Source organism: Paenibacillus macerans (assembly GCF_050565405.1).
GTDB classification, from domain to species: domain Bacteria; phylum Bacillota; class Bacilli; order Paenibacillales; family Paenibacillaceae; genus Fontibacillus; species Fontibacillus macerans_B.
The window spans coordinates 91,467-110,121 of the sequence record NZ_JBNYYG010000013.1 but is presented as its reverse complement, the minus strand read 5'-3'; the positions used below and the strand labels follow the sequence as shown (position 1 = coordinate 110,121).

The window sequence follows — 18,655 nt, the reverse complement described above, 5'->3', positions numbered from 1 at the left end:
TTAGAGAGGCGTGGGAATCGCTGAAGAGTACGTATGTAGCCTTGGGCGTGAAGCATCTGCAGGCGTATCTGAACGAGTACACCGTTCGCCTCCGGCTGCGCCTACCCGGAACGGAAGAAACGATGCGGCAGGCGTTGCTGCGCATGTGTGTGGGGATTCCGGCGATCCCTTACCGCCGGCTGATCGCGCACCAACCGAATCAGCCGCTTGCGGTTTCGGCCTGATCGAGGCGCTTGAAAGGTGGGGGTTAGCTTAATGCAGATCAACTTGATTGGTGGGTTAGCATGAGCGGTGTGACGTTGCACAGACGGAAGGGTTTAGGCTGTAGAGAAATCACGGTCTTTTCGTTTCCCTCGTGTCCTTGTCCTTCATCTCCCGACCGGTCTGTTTCACTTCGCCTAAATTTGCTTCCTTCTCCTAACCCTGCTTCTTTGCCCTAAGCCCGTCTAATTATTTCGAATCTATCTGATTCTCCACAAAAGTACGTTCTTCTCCCGAGCTTGTTTGTTTCTCTACTACATACCCCCTGATCAAACGGGATAATCGTGCAAAGCGACCGGACAGCGGGTGGTGATCTGCCGCCGCTTCTTTTGTTCTCTGGGCCGGCGTAGTAGAATGGGAAAAAACACCGGATAAGGAGTTGAAGGGATGGAAGCATTGCAGCTGAACGGTTTTACCGGATACCGCTTTCTGTCGGGCGTGGAGCTTTCTCCAAATGGCAAATATGCCGCGTATTGCGTAAAAATCAGCAATAAGGAGCACAAGGGGTACCTTTCCGACCTATGGATCAGCGAAGTGTCCGGGGGCGTTGCGCGCCAGTATACGGGGATGGGCGACGTGGGCTCCGTCAGGTGGCTGGACGATGACACGCTGTTTATTCAAGCGAACCGGGAGCATCATGAGCAAGAGCCTCATCCGCTTGAGCCTCAAACTCACTTCTATACCCTTCGACTGGATGGCGGCGAGGCGCTGAAGGCCTTTACGATCCCGCTCCAGGTGAGCGAGATGCTGCCGCTGCAAGGCGCCCTTTGGGCGGTCCGCGCCAAATATGATCACGTGCACCGCACGTTCTCGGGATTGGCCGGCGAAGAGAAGGAGAACGCGCGCAAAGCTTACGATGCCGAGCAGGATTATACCGTCCTGGACGAAATTCCATTCTGGCATAACGGAGAGGGAGTCTCCAACAAAAAGCGCAGCCGCCTCTATTTGTATGATGCCGCCGCCGAGAGCTTGACCCCAGTGACCGGCGAGCTGTTCGACGTATCTTTTATGAGGAGCAACAAGGAGCAAACGCAGCTCTTGTACGCCGGAACGGAGTTTTCGGACAGGATGGAGCTGACCGAATCGCTCTGGACCTATGACGTTGGCGCCGTCCGGGCCGAAGAACGGATTCCGGCCGGAACCTACCAGTTCCGCTCGGCCGACTTCCTGGGAGAGGACATCATATTTGCCGCCTCGGAGCGCCGGAAATATTCGATCAACGAAAACCCGACGTTTTCCCGAATCGATTCGCAAGGACGAATCACCCGGTTTGCCGACCCCGATCTGTCGCTCGGAAACACGGTGGCCACGGACTGCCGCTTGGGCGAAGGCAGAAGCTTAAAGGTGGAGGAGCACGACGTCTATAGTCTTGTTACCGACCGTTTTTGTTCCCGGCTCTGCAAAATTTCGTATGATGGCCAAACCGAATTCCTCAGCCGAGCTGAAGGATCCATGGATGCCTTTGCGAAGAACGGGGACGTCTTCGTGTTCGTGGGGATGCGGGAGCAGCGGCTGCAAGAGTTGTACCGGCTGGATCTATCCTCCGGGGAGGAAACGCGGCTTAGCGGGTTTAACGACCAAGCGTTTCAGGGCAAATACGTTGCCGTGCCGCAGCCGCTGAGCTTTGTTAACCAGGACGGCGTGGAGATCGACGGGTGGATGCTGCTGCCGAAGGATTACGACGCAAGCCGCCGCTACCCGGCCATTCTGAACATCCACGGCGGGCCGAAAACCGTTTACGGTACCGTGTTTTTCCATGAAATGCAGCTGTGGGCGAATGAAGGGTATTTCGTGCTGTACAGCAACCCGCGGGGCGGAGACGGGCGGGGGGACGATTTCGCCGATATTCGCGGCCGTTACGGGACGATCGATTACGACGATCTGATGGTGTTTACCGATCGGGCGCTGGCGGCTTATCCCGCGATCGACGCGAAACGGCTTGGCGTAACCGGCGGCAGCTACGGCGGTTTTATGACGAACTGGATCATCGGGCATACGGATCGTTTTGCCGCCGCCGTATCGCAGCGCTCCATCTCCAACTGGATTTCGATGTGCTGCACGACCGATATCGGGTATTATTTCGCCACCGACCAAACGGCTTCGACGCCTTGGGACGGAGTGGAGCGCATGTGGGAGCAATCCCCGCTGAAGTATGCCGACCGGGTCACAACGCCGACGCTGTTCCTTCACTCCGATGAGGATTTCCGCTGTTGGTACGCCGAGGCGCTGCAAATGTTCACCGCTTTGAAAATGCATGGCGTAGACTCGCGGGTATGCCTGTTCAAAGGCGAAAACCACGAGTTGTCCCGTTCAGGCAAACCGGAGCACCGGATCCGCCGGCTGACGGAAATCTCGGCATGGTTCAAGCGTTTCTTGCACCCTGCGGAGTGAAAAGGGTGACGGGCTTCCGGCCGGCTTGGAGGATTTTGCATGGAAGAAACCGGCCGAGGGTGGTAAAGTAAACGGAGCATGGCCAAGCAGCTATTTTCACGCCAGAAGGAGCCCGACATCATGGATTTATCCGTACTTATCGCGTTAGGCGCCGTCGTTATTTTGGCCGCCGGATTTATACAAGGTCTTACGAGTTTTGGCTTTGCGCTTATCGCTACGCCGATTCTGGCCCAAATCATCCCGCTGCAACAGGCCGTCCCCATCGTCGTGATTTTAAGCCTGTGCACCAATATCATAGTGTTCACGGGCTGCTATAAGCACGCCGACATCCGAAAAATCTGGATCCTGATCCTCTCCAGCCTGCTGGCCGCTCCGCTGGGGACGTACTTGCTGCTGATCATGGACGGGGATATCTTAAAGCTGGCGACGGGAACAGTCATTATCGTCGTAGCTGCGCTGCTGCTGTCGGGCAAGTCGTTTCCGGTCAAGCGGGACAAGCTGGCCTATTTGCCTGTGGGCGCGCTCAGCGGGCTGCTTAACGGGAGCATCTCCATGAGCGGGCCGCCGGTTGCCTTGTTTTTATCGAACCAAGGGGTGGACAAGGAGACATTCCGGGCAAATATTACGGTGTACGGCATTTTCCTCAATATCGTGACGATCTTGACTTATCTTTACAGCGGATTGCTGACCCGGGAAGCGCTCGTCTATACGTCATGGTTCGTTCCCGGCATGCTGATCGGCGTGTTTATCGGCATCCGTGTGCTGAAGCAGCTGAACGAGAAGCTGTTTAAACGAATCGCCCTGTGGCTGATCATCGCGTCCGGACTGTGGACGATCCTTGGCGTGTTGGCGGGGTAGGTTTGCTGACTGAAGACAACAGGATCACGGCGGCCAGAGAGGGACGGCGGATTATTGGCTTTGCTCACGGCGGGGCAAGCCTTTTATTAAAAAAGGAGCTTCGAATCGAAAACGAGGCAAAGAGGGAAATTGCCGTCGGTTGGAATCCCGTGCGAAAGGAGGGTTGATGGAGTGGAGAACTTAAGCATCCAATCGCTGGTCTGGCTGTTTATCGTCGCTTTCGTGATCCACGACATGGAGGAAATCATTTGGGTGGGGCCTTGGGCGAAGCAAAACCGGCATAAGGTGGCGGCATCGGTTCCGGCGGGCCTGAAGCGCTCGTTAACGAAGATGCTCGACATCACCAGCAGCCAGTTTGCCGTGGCCGTGTTGCTGGAATTCGTCGTGTTCATTCCGTTTACGCTGATGGCTGCGGAGCAAGGGAAGTTCTTTGTTTTTTTATCCTTTAATACGTTGTTCTTTTTGCATGTGTTCACGCACGTGGGCCAGTCGCTGTATCTGAAAATGTACACGCCGGGCGTGGTGACCGCCGTACTGGTCGTGCTGCCGTATACGCTGCTTCTGTATGTGCGCCTGCTGTCGGAGGGCCTAATCACGTGGGGCGAGATTTTGCTAAGCGTTCCCGTAGGGCTGCTGGTAGTCCCGCTCGTGCTGATCGGCCATGAGTTGGGCAAACGATGGGTGAAATCCCCGTAACTTAAAAAGCGATTCCAAGGAATTCCTGCGAAAGTGCAGTTTTTCGTGTTCGGTACGCCAAGCGCTGCCAACCCAAACACCCCCGTACATATTTCCGCTAAACGCAACCTCGCCATGCCGGCGAGGTTTTTTTTGTCCCTGCGACGCGAATAAAACTAGTTTACACAATCCGCCGTCTTCCGTTTACCAACTTTACCTAAAAAGACGTGAAAGTAAACATAGGGGAAATATCCCATTTACAAAACTAGTTTAACATTTGGAATGGAAGCGGAGGAAACGCGAATGACAAATATGAGCGATGTGGCGAAAGTGGCAGGCGTGTCCAAAAGCACGGTGTCGAACGTGTTCAGCGGCAAACGGGCGATCAGCGAAGCGGTGCGGAAGAAGGTATTGATCTCGGCCGAGCAGTTGAACTACCGGCCGAATTATTTTGCCCGCAGCATGGTCACCAAGGAAACGCGGATCATCGGCGTGGTGATGGACAGCGAGAAAGTCAAATTCAGCCAGTACAACATTTCGTTCTTCAACGGGGTGTTGAAGGAATGCAACCGGCAGGGTTACCGGTTGTTGATCGACACGCTGCCGAACGAATACCGGAAGCAGGTCACGCAAATGACCTCGGAGCCGGTGGACGGCGAGATTATCCTCGATCCGATGGCGGTCGATCCCCGGATTCAGGAGAGGTTCGCCAGCCAGCGGGTAATGACGATCATCGGCAAGCCGCCGACTAGGTACGAAGCGAAGCTGTCTTATGTGAACAACGACAACATCCTGGCTGCAAAAACGGCCACCGATTATTTGCTGTCGTTAGGCCACCGGAACATTCTTTTGGTGAATGCGGTGAAGAAGCACACGGTCAGCCAGGACCGGAAAACCGGCTATCTTCAAGCTTACGCCAACATCGGCCTGACTCCCGATGAGCATTACGCGGTGTTCCGCGACGAATCGGTCAGCTCGGTCGAATATGGCTACAGCACGGCTAAGAGGTTTTTGCAGAAACACCCGGAAATTACCGCGGTGATCGCCGATACCGATCAGATCGCCCTAGGTGTATACCGTGCCGCGGCTGAGCTTGACCTCGACGTTCCCGGCAACCTGTCGGTGATCGCTTTCAACAACAACACGGTGTACCCGAACGAATTCAACCCGCCCCTGACCTGCATCGAGCTGAACGGGGAGATTCTCGGTCAGGAGGCGACCAAGCTGCTGATCGAGCAGCTGCAGGCCAAGGAAACGCTGGTCAAGCAAGTGATCATCCAAAGCAAGCTGGTGGAGCGGGCTTCCTGCGGACCGGTCCCGAGCGGATCGCGCTAAGCGGGCTTCGGTAGAAGTTGACGGTTTTCCCGTCTGATCCGGTCACTAAGCCAAAGGGTCAGCGTGAAAATAGATTAAGTTTGATCATGAGAGTGGAGGGAGATTTTGTTGCGGCAAAAGATATCTGTCATGGGGATGACGTTGGTGCTGACCGCTGCTTTGTTATCCGGCTGCTTCGGCAGCGGAGCGCAAAACAGCGCCGGTGAAACGGACAAGCAGCCGGAGAACGCGGCGGCGCAAACCACGAGCACGACGGTCGTGTCGGCTGGTGCGGCCGGACTGAACGAAGCGCCGATGTTGGCGGAGCTGGTCAAGGCCGGCACGCTAAAACCGGTGGAGGAACGCATGCCGGAGAAGGAAGACATTATGATCGAACCGGTCGTCGAGAAAGTCGGAAAATACGGCGGCGAGTGGCATTATCCCTGGAACGGTCCGGACGACAAATGGGGCATCGGCATGGTGACCGAAGAAGCCATGTTCCGGTTCAATCAGGAGGGCACCGGCGTCGAGCCGAACGTAGCGAAAGGCTACGATGTCAATGAGGATGCGACGGAATATACCATCTACCTCCGCAAAGGGATGAAATGGTCGGACGGGGTGCCGTTTACGGCGGACGACGTGCTTTTTTACTGGGAGCATATGCTGATTCCCGAAACCTTCGGCAAAGCGCTGTACGACTGCTACTACTCGGTGGATCCGGTAACGGGCGAGAAAGCGCGCGCGGAAGTGACCAAAGTGGACGACTACACGGTCAAAGTGAAGTTTAAACACTCCAACGTCATGTTCCTGGAGCGTTTGGCCATCGACAACAAGTGGTTTTTTGCGCCGGCCCATTACTACAAGACGATTCTTCCGGAATTCATTGGCGAGGAAGCCGCGTTGGCCAAAGCGAAGGAATACGGCTTCGAGGATTTGGAGAACTTCGGCGTTTGGACGGGCTACTATTACTGGCTGTACCCGCAGCGCCCGACGCTGCGCCCTTGGGTAGCGTCCAACGATATGAACAGCGATCGCTTCATCATGGAGCGCAACCCTTACTATTTCAAAACGGACGAGGCAGGCAACCAATTGCCTTACATGGACCGTATCGTCTTGACCAAAATGCAGGACAAGAGCCATAAGCTGCTGGAAATGATGGCCGGCAACGTGGAAGCGTCGACGTTTGACTTTACTGATTTCACGGTATTGAAGGAAAACGAGCAGAAAGGCAGCTACCGCGTCATTCCGTGGACGACGCCAAGCTGGTCGAGCACCGGCGTGCAGTTGAACCAAACGACGGAGGATCCGAAACTGCGGAAGCTGTTCCAGGATATCCGGTTCCGCGAGGCCCTGTCGCTAGCGGTGGATCGCAAGGAAGTGTCGGAAATCATCACGAACGGTCTCGGCGAGCCAAGCCAGGCTTCGGTACCGGCCGGGCTTCCCAACGAACAAGAGGGCTGGTCGCGGCAATGGGTCGAATACGATACGAACCGCGCCTCCGGGCTGCTGGATGAAATCGGCCTGAAATGGGACGCGCAGAAGAAATTCCGCACCTTCGGGGACGGGTCCGATCTGACGCTGACGATCTATCAGGAAGATGCGGCGGACAACGAGAAATTCATCGAGCTGGTCCGCAAATATTACGAGGCGATCGGCCTCAAGACCGACGTGAAAATCGTCGATCAAGGCAGCTTCTTCGACCTCAAGTACGCGAACAAAATCCCGGTGTCGGTCAAAACGGTCACCGTGGTGAACGTGGCCTTCCGTCCGGACGAACTCGTGCCGCTTCGCGTCATAACGCCATGGTTCGGCCATTACGGCCTGTACACGTCTTCGCAAGGCAAGGAAGGCGTGAAGCCGGAGGGCGACGTAGCGAAAATCCTGGAGGATTGGGATAAGGTCAAGGCGTCCAAAACGAAAGAAGAAGTGCAGAAGTGGACGGACGAAATCATCAAGCTGCATCAAAAGAATCAATGGGTGATCGGCTATACGGCACCGACTCCGGTGCTCGTGGTGGCGAAAAACAACCTGAAAAACGTGCCAGAGCTAGTGTTCTCCGACGAGTTCCGCGGTCTGGGACACGCGCATCCGGCCCAATTCTTCCTGGAGTAAGCTAAAGCGCACGAACGAAGAGACAAGCAGCAAGGAACAACAGCATGCCTGAGGGGAGCCCGAAATGGAGCCTGACAACATCAAGCCGCCCATACGCCGGGCTCCCTTCTTGGCTTTTGCAGTGAATGACCGAAAGGAGCCAACGCTCAATGGTTCGATATATTACACGCCGAACGCTGGTGATGATTCCCGTCGCGCTCGTCGTATCCATGATCGTGTTTTTCATCATCCAATTGCCGCCGGGCGACTTTATCAGTGGGTACGCCGCGAAAATGTCCACCAGCGGCGAAATTATGGACGCCCAGGCGCTGGCGCAGCTGCGCGAGGCCTACGGCCTGGACAGGCCTTGGTATGCCCAGTATTTCACCTGGATCTGGGGCATCCTCACCGAAGGCGACTTCGGCTATTCGCTCAGCTATAATCGTCCGGTTTCGGACATTATCGGGCAATACATGGGCATTACGCTGCTTGTTTCGATATTCACCATGGTGTTTACGTACATCATTGCGATTCCGATCGGCGTGCTCAGCGCGGTGAAGCAGTATTCCTGGTTCGATTATTTGTCCACCGGGGCGGGATTCCTCGGCATGGCGACGCCGAATTTCCTGTTTGCGATCATTTTGATGTTCCTGTCGTTCCGCTTATGGGGCGACCCGATGCTGGGCCTGTTTTCCCCGGAATTTGCGGAAGCGCCGTGGAGCTACGCCAAGTGGTTGGACCTGCTCAAGCATATGATCATTCCGGTCATCGTGATCGGAACTTCCAATACATGCGAACTGATTCGCGTCATGCGCGGTCAAATGCTCGATGAAATGACCAAGCCGCACATTGTAACCGCCCGGGCCAAAGGGCTGGCGGAATGGCGCATCCTGGTGAAGTATTCCATGCGGGCGGCGATCAATCCGGTTATCAGTACGATCGGCTGGTCGCTGACGACGATATTTACCGGCTCGACGATCACCGCGATCGTGTTGAACCTCCCGACGCAGGGGCCGGTCATGCACAGAGCGCTGCTTAGCCAGGACATGTACCTGGCCGGGAGCTGGCTGCTCTTGATGGCCGTTTTCACCTTGATCGGTACGTTGATCTCGGACATTCTGCTGGCCTTGCTCGATCCGCGCATCCGGCTGGAACGGAAGGGGGCGTAGGCGCATGGTGACTATGGCAAAAGCGCTCATGCACCGGTTTCTGAACGCCCGCGGCCACCGGGCGGCGAGAACGGACCAGGCGGCGTCCCATTGGCGCCTCATGTACCGCGAGCTCAAGCGGCACAAGCTGGCGCGGATCAGCGCGGGTCTCTTGCTCGCGATGTACGCCGCGGCGTTGTTTGCACCGTTCATTGCCCCGCAAGGGCTGGAGAGCTACAGCAGCGAGTATATGAACAGCGCTCCGACCGCGATCCGCTTCGTCGACGCTGAGGGGAAATTCCACTTGCAGCCGTTCGTGTACGGCATGAAATCGGAACGGGATCCGGAAACGCTGCGCAAACGGTTCGTGGATGATTCTTCGCAGGTGTATCCACTCAAACTGTTCGTGCGCGGCGAGCCTTACTCGTTCCTCGGGTTGTTTCAAACGAACGTGCATCTGTTCGGCGTCGATGAGCCGGGCCGGGTGTTCCTGTTCGGAACGGACGGCATGGGCCGGGACTTGTTCTCCCGGGTCGTGCTCGGCAGCCAGGTGTCGCTGACCGTTCCGTTGGTAGGCGTGTCGATCAGCTTCGTGTTGGGCCTGCTGATCGGCGGGATTTCGGGGTATGCGGGAGGACGCGTCGATGCGGTCATTCAGCGGTTCATCGATATCGTTCGCTCCTTTCCGACGCTGCCGCTGTGGATGGCGCTCGCTGCGGCGATCCCTCCGAGGATCGGCGTCATCGAGATGTTCTTCTACATTACGGTCATCATGGCGTTTATCGAATGGACCGGCCTGGCGCGGGTAGTGCGAAGCAAATTCATCGCGCTGCGCTCCGAGGATTACGTGACGGCCGCGAAAATCGCCGGCGTCGGCGATTTGAAGATCATCTTCGTGCATCTGGTGCCCGGATTTATCAGTTATCTGGTCGTGGCGGCCACGCTGGCCATCCCCGGGATGATCATCGGCGAAACGGCGATGAGCTTCCTCGGGCTCGGCATCCGCTCGCCCGCGACCAGCTGGGGCGTCTTGATGCAGGAGGCGCAGCAGATCGAAAACGTGGCGTTGTATCCGTGGAAGCTGATTCCGCTCCTCTTCGTCATCGTTGCCGTTCTGGCGTTCAACTTCTTCGGGGACGGGCTGCGCGATGCAGCGGACCCTTACAGCCATGAAGGCGGATTGAAATCGGCCAAACGAAAGGAGAAGCGGAAATGGTTCAACCGGAACAACAGCAAACCGATGCCGATGTAACGGCCATTGCCTGTCGAGACACGGACCGCCCGTCCGGACGGGAGGAGCCGCCCATGCTGGAGGTGAAAGACCTGCGCGTCGGCTTCCGTACCGGCGCAGGTTTGGTGCAGGCGGTGGGCGGCGTCGATCTGACGATCGGCCGCGGCCGGACGCTGGCGCTCGTCGGCGAATCCGGCTGCGGCAAAAGCGTCACCGGCCGGGCGCTGTTGGCGCTGACGCCGAAGCATGCCGAGCTGGACGGCGAGATTTGGCTGGCGCCGGACGGCGCGGCCGGCGAAGCCGGGTTCGAGGCCGGCAGTACCGGCGGCGAGCGCCGGCGCTTCGACCTGCTGCGGCTGAAGCCGGGCGGCAAAGACCTGCGCGCCGTGCGCGGCGGCATGGTGTCGATGATCTTCCAGGAGCCGATGACCGCGCTGTCGCCGCTGCATACGGTAGGCGATCAGATCATGGAGAACGTGCTGCTGCACCGCACCCGGGATCGCCGCGAAGCGCAGCGGATCGCCCTCGACATGATGGAGCGGGTCGGCATCGGCAACGCCGAGCAGCGGCTACGCCAGTACCCGCACGAATTCTCGGGCGGGATGCGGCAGCGCGTCATGATCGCCATGGCGCTGTCGTGCCGGCCTTCGCTGCTGATCGCCGACGAGCCGACGACCGCGCTGGACGTGACGATCCAGGCGCAGGTGCTGGAGCTCATGAAGCAGCTGCAGCGGGAGCTCGGCATGGCGATCCTGTTCATTACGCACGACCTCGGCGTCGTGGCCGAAACCGCCGACGAGGTCGCCGTCATGTATTTGGGCCGCATCGTGGAGCGCGCCCCGGTGAAGGAATTGTTCCGGAACCCGAAGCATCCTTACACGAAGGGCCTGCTGCGCTCCGTGCCTCGCATCGGCAGCGCCAAGGAGCGGCTCGCCTCGATCGAGGGCACGGTGCCGCTGCCGCTGGATCTGCCGCCGATGTGCGGCTTCTATGACCGCTGCCCCGAGCGGATCGAAGGCGTCTGCAACCGGCGTCACGTGCCGGAGACGACGGTGGCCGCGGATCATCAAGTGCGCTGCTTCCTCTACGAGGGCGAAAGCGAGCGCAAGAGAGAGGAGGAGGCGATCAACCATGACTGACGTGCTGCTGCATGTGGAACAGCTATCGAAGCAGTATCCCGGGGAACGCAAATCATCGCCCGTACGCGCCGTCGCGGACGTCTCGTTCGAAGTGAACCGCGGCGAGGTGTTCAGCCTGGTCGGCGAGTCCGGCTGCGGCAAAACGACGCTCGGCCGGTGCATCGCCCGCGGCCTTGAGGCCAGCGCCGGCCGCGTGATGTACACGACCGGCAGCGGCGAAACGATCGATTTTCTGTCGGCGGACAAGTCCTCGTTCAAGCGGCTGCGGAAGGATATTCAGCTGATTTTTCAGGATCCGTATTCGTCGCTGAACCCGCGCATGACCGTATTCGATATCATCAGCGAGCCGCTGCGGGCCAATTTCAAGCTGAGCCGGCGCGAGCTGGAGGAACGGGTGGCGGCCATCGCCGAGAAAACCGGCCTGAACCCGGCGTACCTCCGCCGCTACCCGCACGCTTTCTCCGGCGGCCAACGGCAGCGGATCGGCATCGCCCGCGCGCTCGTCACCGAGCCGAAGCTGGTGATCTGCGACGAGGCGGTGTCCGCGCTGGACGTATCGATCCAGGCGCAAATCATCAATTTGCTGAAAGACCTGCAGGAGCAACTGCAGATGACTTATATTTTCATCTCCCATGATCTGTCCGTCGTCGAGCATATCTCCGACCGGGTGGCCGTGATGTATCTGGGCCGGATCGTGGAGCTGGCGCCGAAGGAGGAGCTGTTCGCGCGTCCGTTGCACCCGTATACGGAGTCGCTGCTTTCCGCCGTGCCGGTGCCTGATCCGGACGGCAAACACGAGCGCATTCTGCTGGAGGGCGAGGTGCCGAATCCGGCGAACCCGCCTTCCGGCTGTCCGTTCCATCCGCGCTGCCGCTTCCGCACGGAACGCTGCAGCGCGGAAGCGCCGGCGCTGCGCGAGGTTTCGACCAGCCGCCTGGCGGCTTGCCATTACGCCTCCGAGCTCGCGCTCGAAGGCGTCCAATCCGAATCAAAGGAGGCGGCGATTCTATGACGAAGCCACATGAACCCGTGTTCCCGGCCGATGCAATGCACCGGAAAACGCTGATCGTATTCCTCGACTGCGGCGACACGCTGATTAACGAAGGCACGGAGATCAAGGACGAGAACGAGGTCGTGCTGCAGGCGGAGCTGATCCCCGGCGCGGGAGAAACGGTACGCACGCTGGCGGAAAGCGGCTATACGCTGGCGTTGGTCGCGGACGGGCAGGCGCAGTCCTTCAAAAATATTTTGACGGAAAACGGCATCTACGACTATTTCGATACGATGATTTATTCGGAAACGATCAAGGTCAGCAAACCGGATCGCCGCATGTTCAAAGCAGCCGTAGGCGCGCTGGATTTGACCGAGGCCGATTACGGCCGGATCGTGATGGTCGGCAACAACCTGAGCCGCGACGTGAAAGGGGCCAACGCGCTGGGAATCACCTCGGTGTTCCTGGCCTGGACGCCGCGATACCCGCATACTCCCAACGATGACAGCGAACGGCCGGATTATGTCATTCACGAACCGCTGGAGCTGCTCGAGCTGGCGGAACGGCTTAACGCGGAAGCGGAGAAACGATACGCAGCAAATATCTTTTGAGGGGGGTGAGGCCGCAAGCGTATCGAGCAAGCACGGAAACGGTAAGGGTAACGATGGAACGTAATCATCCAGATCGCGCATATGGAAGAAACGGCAAAGCGAGCGCATGACCGAAGGTTGGACAAATCATGGATGGAGATGAAGAGGAGGATTGGACCAAAGTGAAACAAAGACGGACGACATGGACGAAGAAAGCGATTCTTTCCGCATTGATGCTGACGCTTGCGCTGACCGGCGCAATGATTCCGGCAGGAACGACAAAGGCGGCCGGCGATTTCGACCTGGCTTACCGGTGGGCGCCGGTGCATATTCAGGATACGGACAGCACGGATTACGACGCGGATTATTTGTCCGCCATCGACTTCGACGGCGACTGGAATGCCTCGAACAACTGGGAAAACCAGGCCGTGGATACGAGCCGGCTGAAAGGCACGGCTTATTATTCGATCGTGGAAACGCCGACGCACTGGTTCATTTTGTACAGCTTCTATCACCCGAGAGATTGGACGGATTTCCCGTTCCTCGGCCTCGACGAGCATGAGAACGACATGGAGGGCCTGCTGTCGGTCGTCCGCAAGGACGGTTCGGAATACGGCAAACTGGAAGCGATGGTAACGACGTTCCACAAAGATTTCTATTCCTTTAAACCGGACTCCGCCAGCTTCACGAACGGGCAGGAGACGATCGATGGCGCAGTCCGCTTCCAGGGCTACGACGGAGCCGATCATCCGGTGACCTTCCAGGAAGCGAAAGCGCACGGCATCAAGGCGTGGGACGGCTCCAACTACTCGAATACGGACGTCGTCTACTATTATCCGAGCCGCGGCGCCGGCGAAGCGCCGGAAAACGGCAACGATCGCGACGTCAAGTATCAGCTCGTCGACACCTTTGCCGCAGGCGGCTTCTGGGATCACCGCAACGACCCGCAAACGTTCTCCGGCTGGGGCGCGTTCAACGGCAACAATGGCCAAGGCGGCGCCAACGCTCCTTGGGGCTGGGACGATCAGAACGACGGCGGCGACCTGCTGGGCGGCGAACTGGCCAACGATCCGGCCAAGCTCATCTCGATTTACTTCGGCAACCTCGGGAATTTTGCCCGGGACTACATCCGCAACCTTTATCGCTGATCCTCATGATAAAAAACCTTCCGGACCCGGGTTTCCGCGGTCCGGAAGGTTTTTGTTTTCCGAGTGTTGCGCTCTCTCATTACACGATATATTCCGGACTAGCCTCTCCCGACTGCTTCTGCTCGCGCAGCGAATTCAGCAGGGCTTTCATCCGGGATGGAATTTCCCGTTTCAATTCCTCCCAGGACACGAGCATGTCGGGGGTCCATTCGAACGGCATATAGGTGCCGGCCATCTCGAAGCGGAAGCCGCGAAGGTGTTCGGCGGCGAGTTGGTCGGCATCGGGCAGCGTTTTGAACGTGCCGTGCAGCATCTCGGGTTCGAGCACGCCGTCTTTGCCCGCATGCGGGCCGGTCGCTTCATGCAGGCTCGGCAGCAGGTCGAACAGCTCGCGCATAGGCGAGTAGGCGTGTTTACCCGGCTGGCAGTACAAACTGATGCGTCCGTCGGGTCCAACGTTCGTTTTGCCGGGCGCAACGCCTTTCAAATACGTGCCGTGGAAGCTGGCTTCGCAATCGACGACGGCCCCCTGCGGCGACAAGTAAATCCACATATGCTCCAGATCATAGAGATGCGTAATATCGTAATCCCAATATACCGCATATTCGATCACGGCTCCGACGCGCTTTCCGTCGACTTCCAGCATGCGCTTGAACGAAGGGGAAGGCCCGGTTTCCGTCAGCACCGACACCCCGACCCGGATGGGACGGAAGGGTTCGTGTTCATCGATCAGCATTCGCGGGATATAATGGTAAGCCAGTTCCCGCCAATTGACGTTGCTCTCCAGCATGTTCACTGCCTCCTCTGATTTCTATTGATCTTCACAAGCATAGCAGTCGTTTTTTAACCCGGTATTAAAAAAGGGGCAAAACGAAAAAGGAATGCTTGGCTGCTATACTAATTTGCATCCAGTCCGGCAAGGAGCCCTTCTTTTTTCATGAACTTCGCCCCAATCCTTGTTTATTTCAAAAAAAATTCCAAGCGGCCTCCATGTCTATCTCCGATTTAATATATAATTATGAGGAGCTGAACTCTTTTGATTGCTTATGTGAAAAATATTGCATAGCGGAGTGTGACATTCATGCTGGATATTTTCAAACAAGTGCCCTTGTACCGTTATTTAATGTATTGCCAGGAAACGGAGATGCCCCGGCGGATCCTCGATTGCGGCGCGGGAGGCGACATGCCCCCTTTAAGTTTGTTTGAGGCTTACGGATACGCAACGTACGGCATCGAGTTCGACCCGGCGCAATGCGAAATCGCCAATGCCTACGGCCGTGCGAAGGGCCAGGACCTGAACATCCGTCAGGGCGATATGCGGCGGCTGGATTTCCCCGATCAATCGATGGGCTTCGTTTACTCTTACAACTCCATTTTCCATATGCGCAAAGCTGAGGTCAAGCAATCTTTGCAAGAAATGGACCGCGTACTGATGCCCGGAGGATTAATGTTCGTCAATTTTCTGACCACGAACGATTTTCGCTGCGGACAAGGCCCCGACGTCGGAAACCACGAGCATGAGCAGTTCGACGACGATGTGCCGGTGATCCATTCCTATTACGAGCCGGGGGAACCTGACGAGCTGTTCAGGAATATGGAGATCTTATACAAAGAAGACAGGGTGCTTGAAAGAATATATGAAGGGGAACGCATCAGACAAGGCTTCGTCGATTACATTGTTAAAAAGAAAGCGATTTCTTGATTCGGGGTAGCATTCCCCGTCGGCGGCAGTGTATCATAGATTTGTGGCAAACCGTTTTTATCAGGTTCTTATCAGGCATGCGACCCGGCTGGAGATAGGGCGAACCTAGGGCTGGGTCAAGTTATTTACAGAGAGAAAGGATTGAAGCTGATGGATTCATTGCTGATCCGTCCGGCACGGATGAACGATATCGACGGCATCCGCGAGGTTGCTGTAGAAACCTGGAACAGCACGTATGAAACGATTTACCCGGAGCTATTTATCGCCACGTTCTTGAATCATGCTTATGCGAAGAGCAGTTTGGAACAGAGCATTGCGCAGGATGAGACGAGCAAGACTCGCAAGTTTTTGGTTGCCGAGTGGGAACAGGAGATCGTCGGGTTCGGCCAATTGTCGGAGCCGGAGAACGGGGTTAGCGAGTTGACCAGGCTGTATATCCTGAAAGAGCACCAACGCAAAGGGATCGGGAAGCAACTGCTGGAAGAATTGATCCGCATGAATCCCTCGCTGGTGGAAATATACGCATGGTGCGAGCGTGAGAACGGCATCGGCACGCTATTTTATCAATCAAACGGATTCGCGTATACCGAGGAAAAAGAAGAAGTCCTGTTCGATACCCGCACGAACATGTCCAAATACGTGAAGAAAATCTAACTAAGCACGGCAACGAAAAAACGTCGACGCCTTAGACGTAATCAGTACAAGGGATATTCCGGGCTGGCTGGCAGCTAATCGGAGTATCCCTTTTGTTTCGCCGCCTCGTTACTATCTTTATGGCCGGAAACCTAGTAAAATATCGGTATATTTTTCCGCCGCCTACTTGATCGGTACGATCGTACAATGGATTTAAGGAGCGATTCGAGATGAAGACCTACCGCTTCCAAACGGAAATGTTGCAGCATGAGGGCATGGATGCCGCCTATATTCTGTTTCCTTATTCCGTAAAGCAGGAATTCGATACCCTTGGGCAAGTCAAAGTCAGGGCTGTTTTCGACGACAGCGTGGAATATCGAGGATCATTGGCCAAAATGGGGATGGCCCAACATTGCCTCGGGGTTCCTAAAAAAATAAGGGAACAGCTAGGAAAGAAGCCAGGAGATAGGCTCGGAGTCACGATTACTAAGGATGAGGAGCCGCGGGTCGTTCCTATTCCGGAAGATCTTCGGAAGGAATTAAGCATGAACGGACTGGAAGAGGCATTCGGCAAGCTGTCTTATACGAAACGCAAAAATCAAGTCGAGTCGGTGCTTGGCGCCAAAAAGCCGGAAACCAGGGTCAGCCGCATCAACGCAATCATCAACGCCCTTCGCAAGTCGGATTGAAGAGAGGATACGAGAGGAGAGGATGTTATGGCGGATTCGATCTCGCAATTGCAGTGGTTGGAGTGGGCGAAACAAATTCAGGCGATCAGTCAGGCGGGCCTTGCCTACTCGAAGGATATTTACGATCTCGAGCGCTTTGAAATGCTGCGGGAAATGAGCGTGGACATCATGAACCGGTATACGGAGGTGGAAACGGAGAAGGTCCGGGCGCTGTTCGCCAGCGAAACCGGTTATGCCACTCCGAAGGTGGACGTCCGCGGCGTGGTGTTTCAGGATGACCGGGTTTTGCTTGTGAAGGAGCGGATTGACGGAGCCTGGGCGCTTCCGGGGGGCTGGGCGGACATTGGCCTATCCCCGAAAGAGGTCGTCGTAAAGGAAGTCAAGGAGGAGGCGGGACTTACAGTCGTTCCCGTCAAAATGCTTGGCGTATTGGACAAGAAATTTCACGAGCACCCTCCGGAAGCGTTCCACGTCTATAAAATGTTTATTTTATGCGAAATTGCAGGCGGGAAGGCGGAACCCGGCCTGGAGACGTTGGAGGTCGGCTTTTTCGGCAGGGATGAAGTACCGCCTCTTTCCACGGAAAGAAACACGCTGAAGCAGGTGCAACGCATGTTCTCATTGCGGCACGAAACCGAGGTTTGGTTTGATTAGGTTCTAACATTCTGCAAGGAAGGCGGTCGCCCAACATGTCCAAACGCGGCACCCTGATCTTTTTGATTTTGTCGCAAATCGTCTATGCATTGTTCTCGGTCGCTTGGCTGGTGGTGCTAGGTATTTCTTCTTATCTGTTTCACTCGCCGGGCGCCGTCGCTTGGGGAATGAGAGCGTTTTTTTATTATCTTCAGCTGTATCCCGGCGGATTACTGCTGGCTTTGCTGCTCAGCTGGTATTTTTTCGCCAAAGGTAAATACAAGCCGGCGGTTCGGTGGAACCTGTTGCCCTTGTTATGGGTCGTTCCTTATATCGGGATCATCATTTATGCGAATTTGTTCGCGTAACCCGTCCATCCAACCGGTGTAAAGAGGAGGAAGTGTTTTTGGGAAAAAAGCACCTGTTTCATCGGATCGGTCACGTCCATGTGCCGACAACCGATTTAGACGCTTCCGTAGCGTGGTACACCCGCCTGCTGTCGTTCAAACTGGTCAACCGATTTACGGACCGCGGCTCGGAGCTCGCCGTGCTCCATCATCCCCATATGCAGGCCATCGCTTTGCTGTTAATTCACACTGCCGATAAGCAGCGCATGGAAATCTTGCGGAACGGAAAGCCGTTTCCGCTGTTTACCCTGTACGCGCCGGATATCGACGAGGCTTACCGGCGTTTGACGGCGAACGGCGTAGAAGCGGACGGCATCCATGTTTTGGGCGACGGCGAGTGCAAATATTTTTATTTCCGCGATCCTGAAGGCCACTTGTTGGAGGCTTCCTGGTCCATCTGGGATTCGCAGGACGAGTTGAAACCCGGCTTTTAGCCGTAATTCATTTTCAAGCGAAAGAAGCTGCGCCAAAAGGTATTCAAGAACGGAGTCTACCACGATTTGATCCTGATGAGCGTGCTGGCGGAGGAAGGCCGGTGAGTCGAAAAAAAGCGCTGGACGGTAAACCGTCCTATCGAAATGACGATCCGGAAATCCCCTGGAGCGAAATTTTTTTTAGATATATTAAGTGTCAGTCATGGAGCCTACGTTTCCTTATGTGCATCGCTTTTTCGTATATATTTCTCGCCTGATCCTTTTGGCCATATGCACGTTATTCTATCCAACAACCGGCTTGTTTTGGTATAGTGAAAGGC

18 protein-coding genes and 1 pseudogene are annotated in these 18,655 nt (G+C 56.3%); 18 read left to right on the top strand and 1 reads right to left on the bottom strand.

Features of this window, described 5'->3' with window-relative positions:
• From ACQ4N8_RS11030 to ACQ4N8_RS10975, 12 genes and pseudogenes are all read left to right on the top strand, one after another.
• A pseudogene (locus ACQ4N8_RS11030) lies at nt 1-224 on the top strand (hypothetical protein); the annotation flags it as partial.
• A gap of 424 nt (nt 225-648) precedes the next feature.
• A complete protein-coding gene (locus tag ACQ4N8_RS11025; protein ID WP_430704404.1) occupies nt 649-2,652 on the top strand; it encodes an alpha/beta hydrolase family protein in 2,004 nt (667 codons plus the stop codon).
• Nucleotides 2,653-2,772: 120 nt separating this feature from the next.
• Nucleotides 2,773-3,510, top strand: a complete 738-nt coding sequence (locus tag ACQ4N8_RS11020; RefSeq protein ID WP_430704403.1) for a sulfite exporter TauE/SafE family protein — start codon at nt 2,773-2,775, stop codon at nt 3,508-3,510.
• Nucleotides 3,511-3,681: 171 nt separating this feature from the next.
• Nucleotides 3,682-4,206 (top strand): HXXEE domain-containing protein, encoded by a 525-nt coding sequence (locus ACQ4N8_RS11015; protein WP_430704402.1) that lies wholly within the window; start codon nt 3,682-3,684, stop codon nt 4,204-4,206.
• A gap of 282 nt (nt 4,207-4,488) precedes the next feature.
• Nucleotides 4,489-5,520 carry a LacI family DNA-binding transcriptional regulator gene (locus ACQ4N8_RS11010; RefSeq protein ID WP_430704401.1) on the top strand — a complete coding sequence of 344 codons (1,032 nt, stop codon included), beginning with the start codon at nt 4,489-4,491 and terminating at the stop codon, nt 5,518-5,520.
• A 108-nt stretch (nt 5,521-5,628) separates the two neighbouring features.
• Nucleotides 5,629-7,611: an ABC transporter substrate-binding protein gene (locus ACQ4N8_RS11005; RefSeq protein WP_430704400.1), complete on the top strand. Its 1,983-nt coding sequence runs from the start codon at nt 5,629-5,631 to the stop codon at nt 7,609-7,611.
• Nucleotides 7,612-7,760: 149 nt separating this feature from the next.
• Nucleotides 7,761-8,759 (top strand): ABC transporter permease, encoded by a 999-nt coding sequence (locus ACQ4N8_RS11000; protein WP_430704399.1) that lies wholly within the window; start codon nt 7,761-7,763, stop codon nt 8,757-8,759.
• 4 nt (nt 8,760-8,763) lie between these two features.
• A complete protein-coding gene (locus tag ACQ4N8_RS10995) occupies nt 8,764-9,990 on the top strand; it encodes an ABC transporter permease (RefSeq protein WP_430704398.1) in 1,227 nt (408 codons plus the stop codon).
• Between the two features lie 53 nt (nt 9,991-10,043).
• A complete protein-coding gene (locus ACQ4N8_RS10990; RefSeq protein ID WP_430704397.1) occupies nt 10,044-11,108 on the top strand; it encodes an ABC transporter ATP-binding protein in 1,065 nt (354 codons plus the stop codon).
• Entirely contained in the window at nt 11,101-12,120 is a 1,020-nt protein-coding gene (locus tag ACQ4N8_RS10985; protein ID WP_430704396.1) for an ABC transporter ATP-binding protein, read from the top strand. Before ACQ4N8_RS10990 ends, ACQ4N8_RS10985 begins: the two co-directional genes overlap by 8 nt.
• Complete coding sequence (locus ACQ4N8_RS10980) at nt 12,117-12,710, top strand: HAD family hydrolase (protein ID WP_430704395.1); 594 nt, start codon at nt 12,117-12,119, stop codon at nt 12,708-12,710. Before ACQ4N8_RS10985 ends, ACQ4N8_RS10980 begins: the two co-directional genes overlap by 4 nt.
• Nucleotides 12,711-12,838: 128 nt before the next feature.
• On the top strand, nt 12,839-13,837 hold the full coding sequence (locus ACQ4N8_RS10975; RefSeq protein ID WP_430704394.1) for a hypothetical protein: 999 nt from the start codon (nt 12,839-12,841) through the stop codon (nt 13,835-13,837).
• 79 nt (nt 13,838-13,916) lie between these two features.
• Here the strand turns inward: ACQ4N8_RS10975 and ACQ4N8_RS10970 are convergent, their stop codons facing one another.
• Nucleotides 13,917-14,627 carry a hypothetical protein gene (locus ACQ4N8_RS10970; RefSeq protein ID WP_430704393.1) on the bottom strand — a complete coding sequence of 237 codons (711 nt, stop codon included), beginning with the start codon at nt 14,625-14,627 and terminating at the stop codon, nt 13,917-13,919.
• A gap of 291 nt (nt 14,628-14,918) precedes the next feature.
• On the opposite strand from ACQ4N8_RS10970, the gene ACQ4N8_RS10965 reads away from it, so the two are divergent.
• The 6 genes from ACQ4N8_RS10965 to ACQ4N8_RS10940 all read left to right on the top strand — a co-directional run bounded on the left by ACQ4N8_RS10965 (nt 14,919) and on the right by ACQ4N8_RS10940 (nt 18,335).
• Nucleotides 14,919-15,539 carry a class I SAM-dependent methyltransferase gene (locus ACQ4N8_RS10965; protein ID WP_430704392.1) on the top strand — a complete coding sequence of 207 codons (621 nt, stop codon included), beginning with the start codon at nt 14,919-14,921 and terminating at the stop codon, nt 15,537-15,539.
• A 150-nt stretch (nt 15,540-15,689) separates the two neighbouring features.
• A complete protein-coding gene (locus tag ACQ4N8_RS10960; protein ID WP_430704391.1) occupies nt 15,690-16,193 on the top strand; it encodes an N-acetyltransferase family protein in 504 nt (167 codons plus the stop codon).
• 209 nt (nt 16,194-16,402) lie between these two features.
• Nucleotides 16,403-16,861, top strand: coding sequence for a YdeI/OmpD-associated family protein (locus ACQ4N8_RS10955; protein ID WP_430704390.1), 459 nt, complete (start codon nt 16,403-16,405; stop codon nt 16,859-16,861).
• A 27-nt stretch (nt 16,862-16,888) separates the two neighbouring features.
• Entirely contained in the window at nt 16,889-17,515 is a 627-nt protein-coding gene (locus ACQ4N8_RS10950; RefSeq protein ID WP_430704389.1) for an NUDIX hydrolase, read from the top strand.
• Nucleotides 17,516-17,550: 35 nt separating this feature from the next.
• Nucleotides 17,551-17,862 (top strand): hypothetical protein, encoded by a 312-nt coding sequence (locus ACQ4N8_RS10945; protein WP_430704388.1) that lies wholly within the window; start codon nt 17,551-17,553, stop codon nt 17,860-17,862.
• A gap of 32 nt (nt 17,863-17,894) precedes the next feature.
• On the top strand, nt 17,895-18,335 hold the full coding sequence (locus ACQ4N8_RS10940; RefSeq protein WP_430704387.1) for a VOC family protein: 441 nt from the start codon (nt 17,895-17,897) through the stop codon (nt 18,333-18,335).
• The last annotated feature ends 320 nt before the right edge of the window (nt 18,336-18,655 follow it).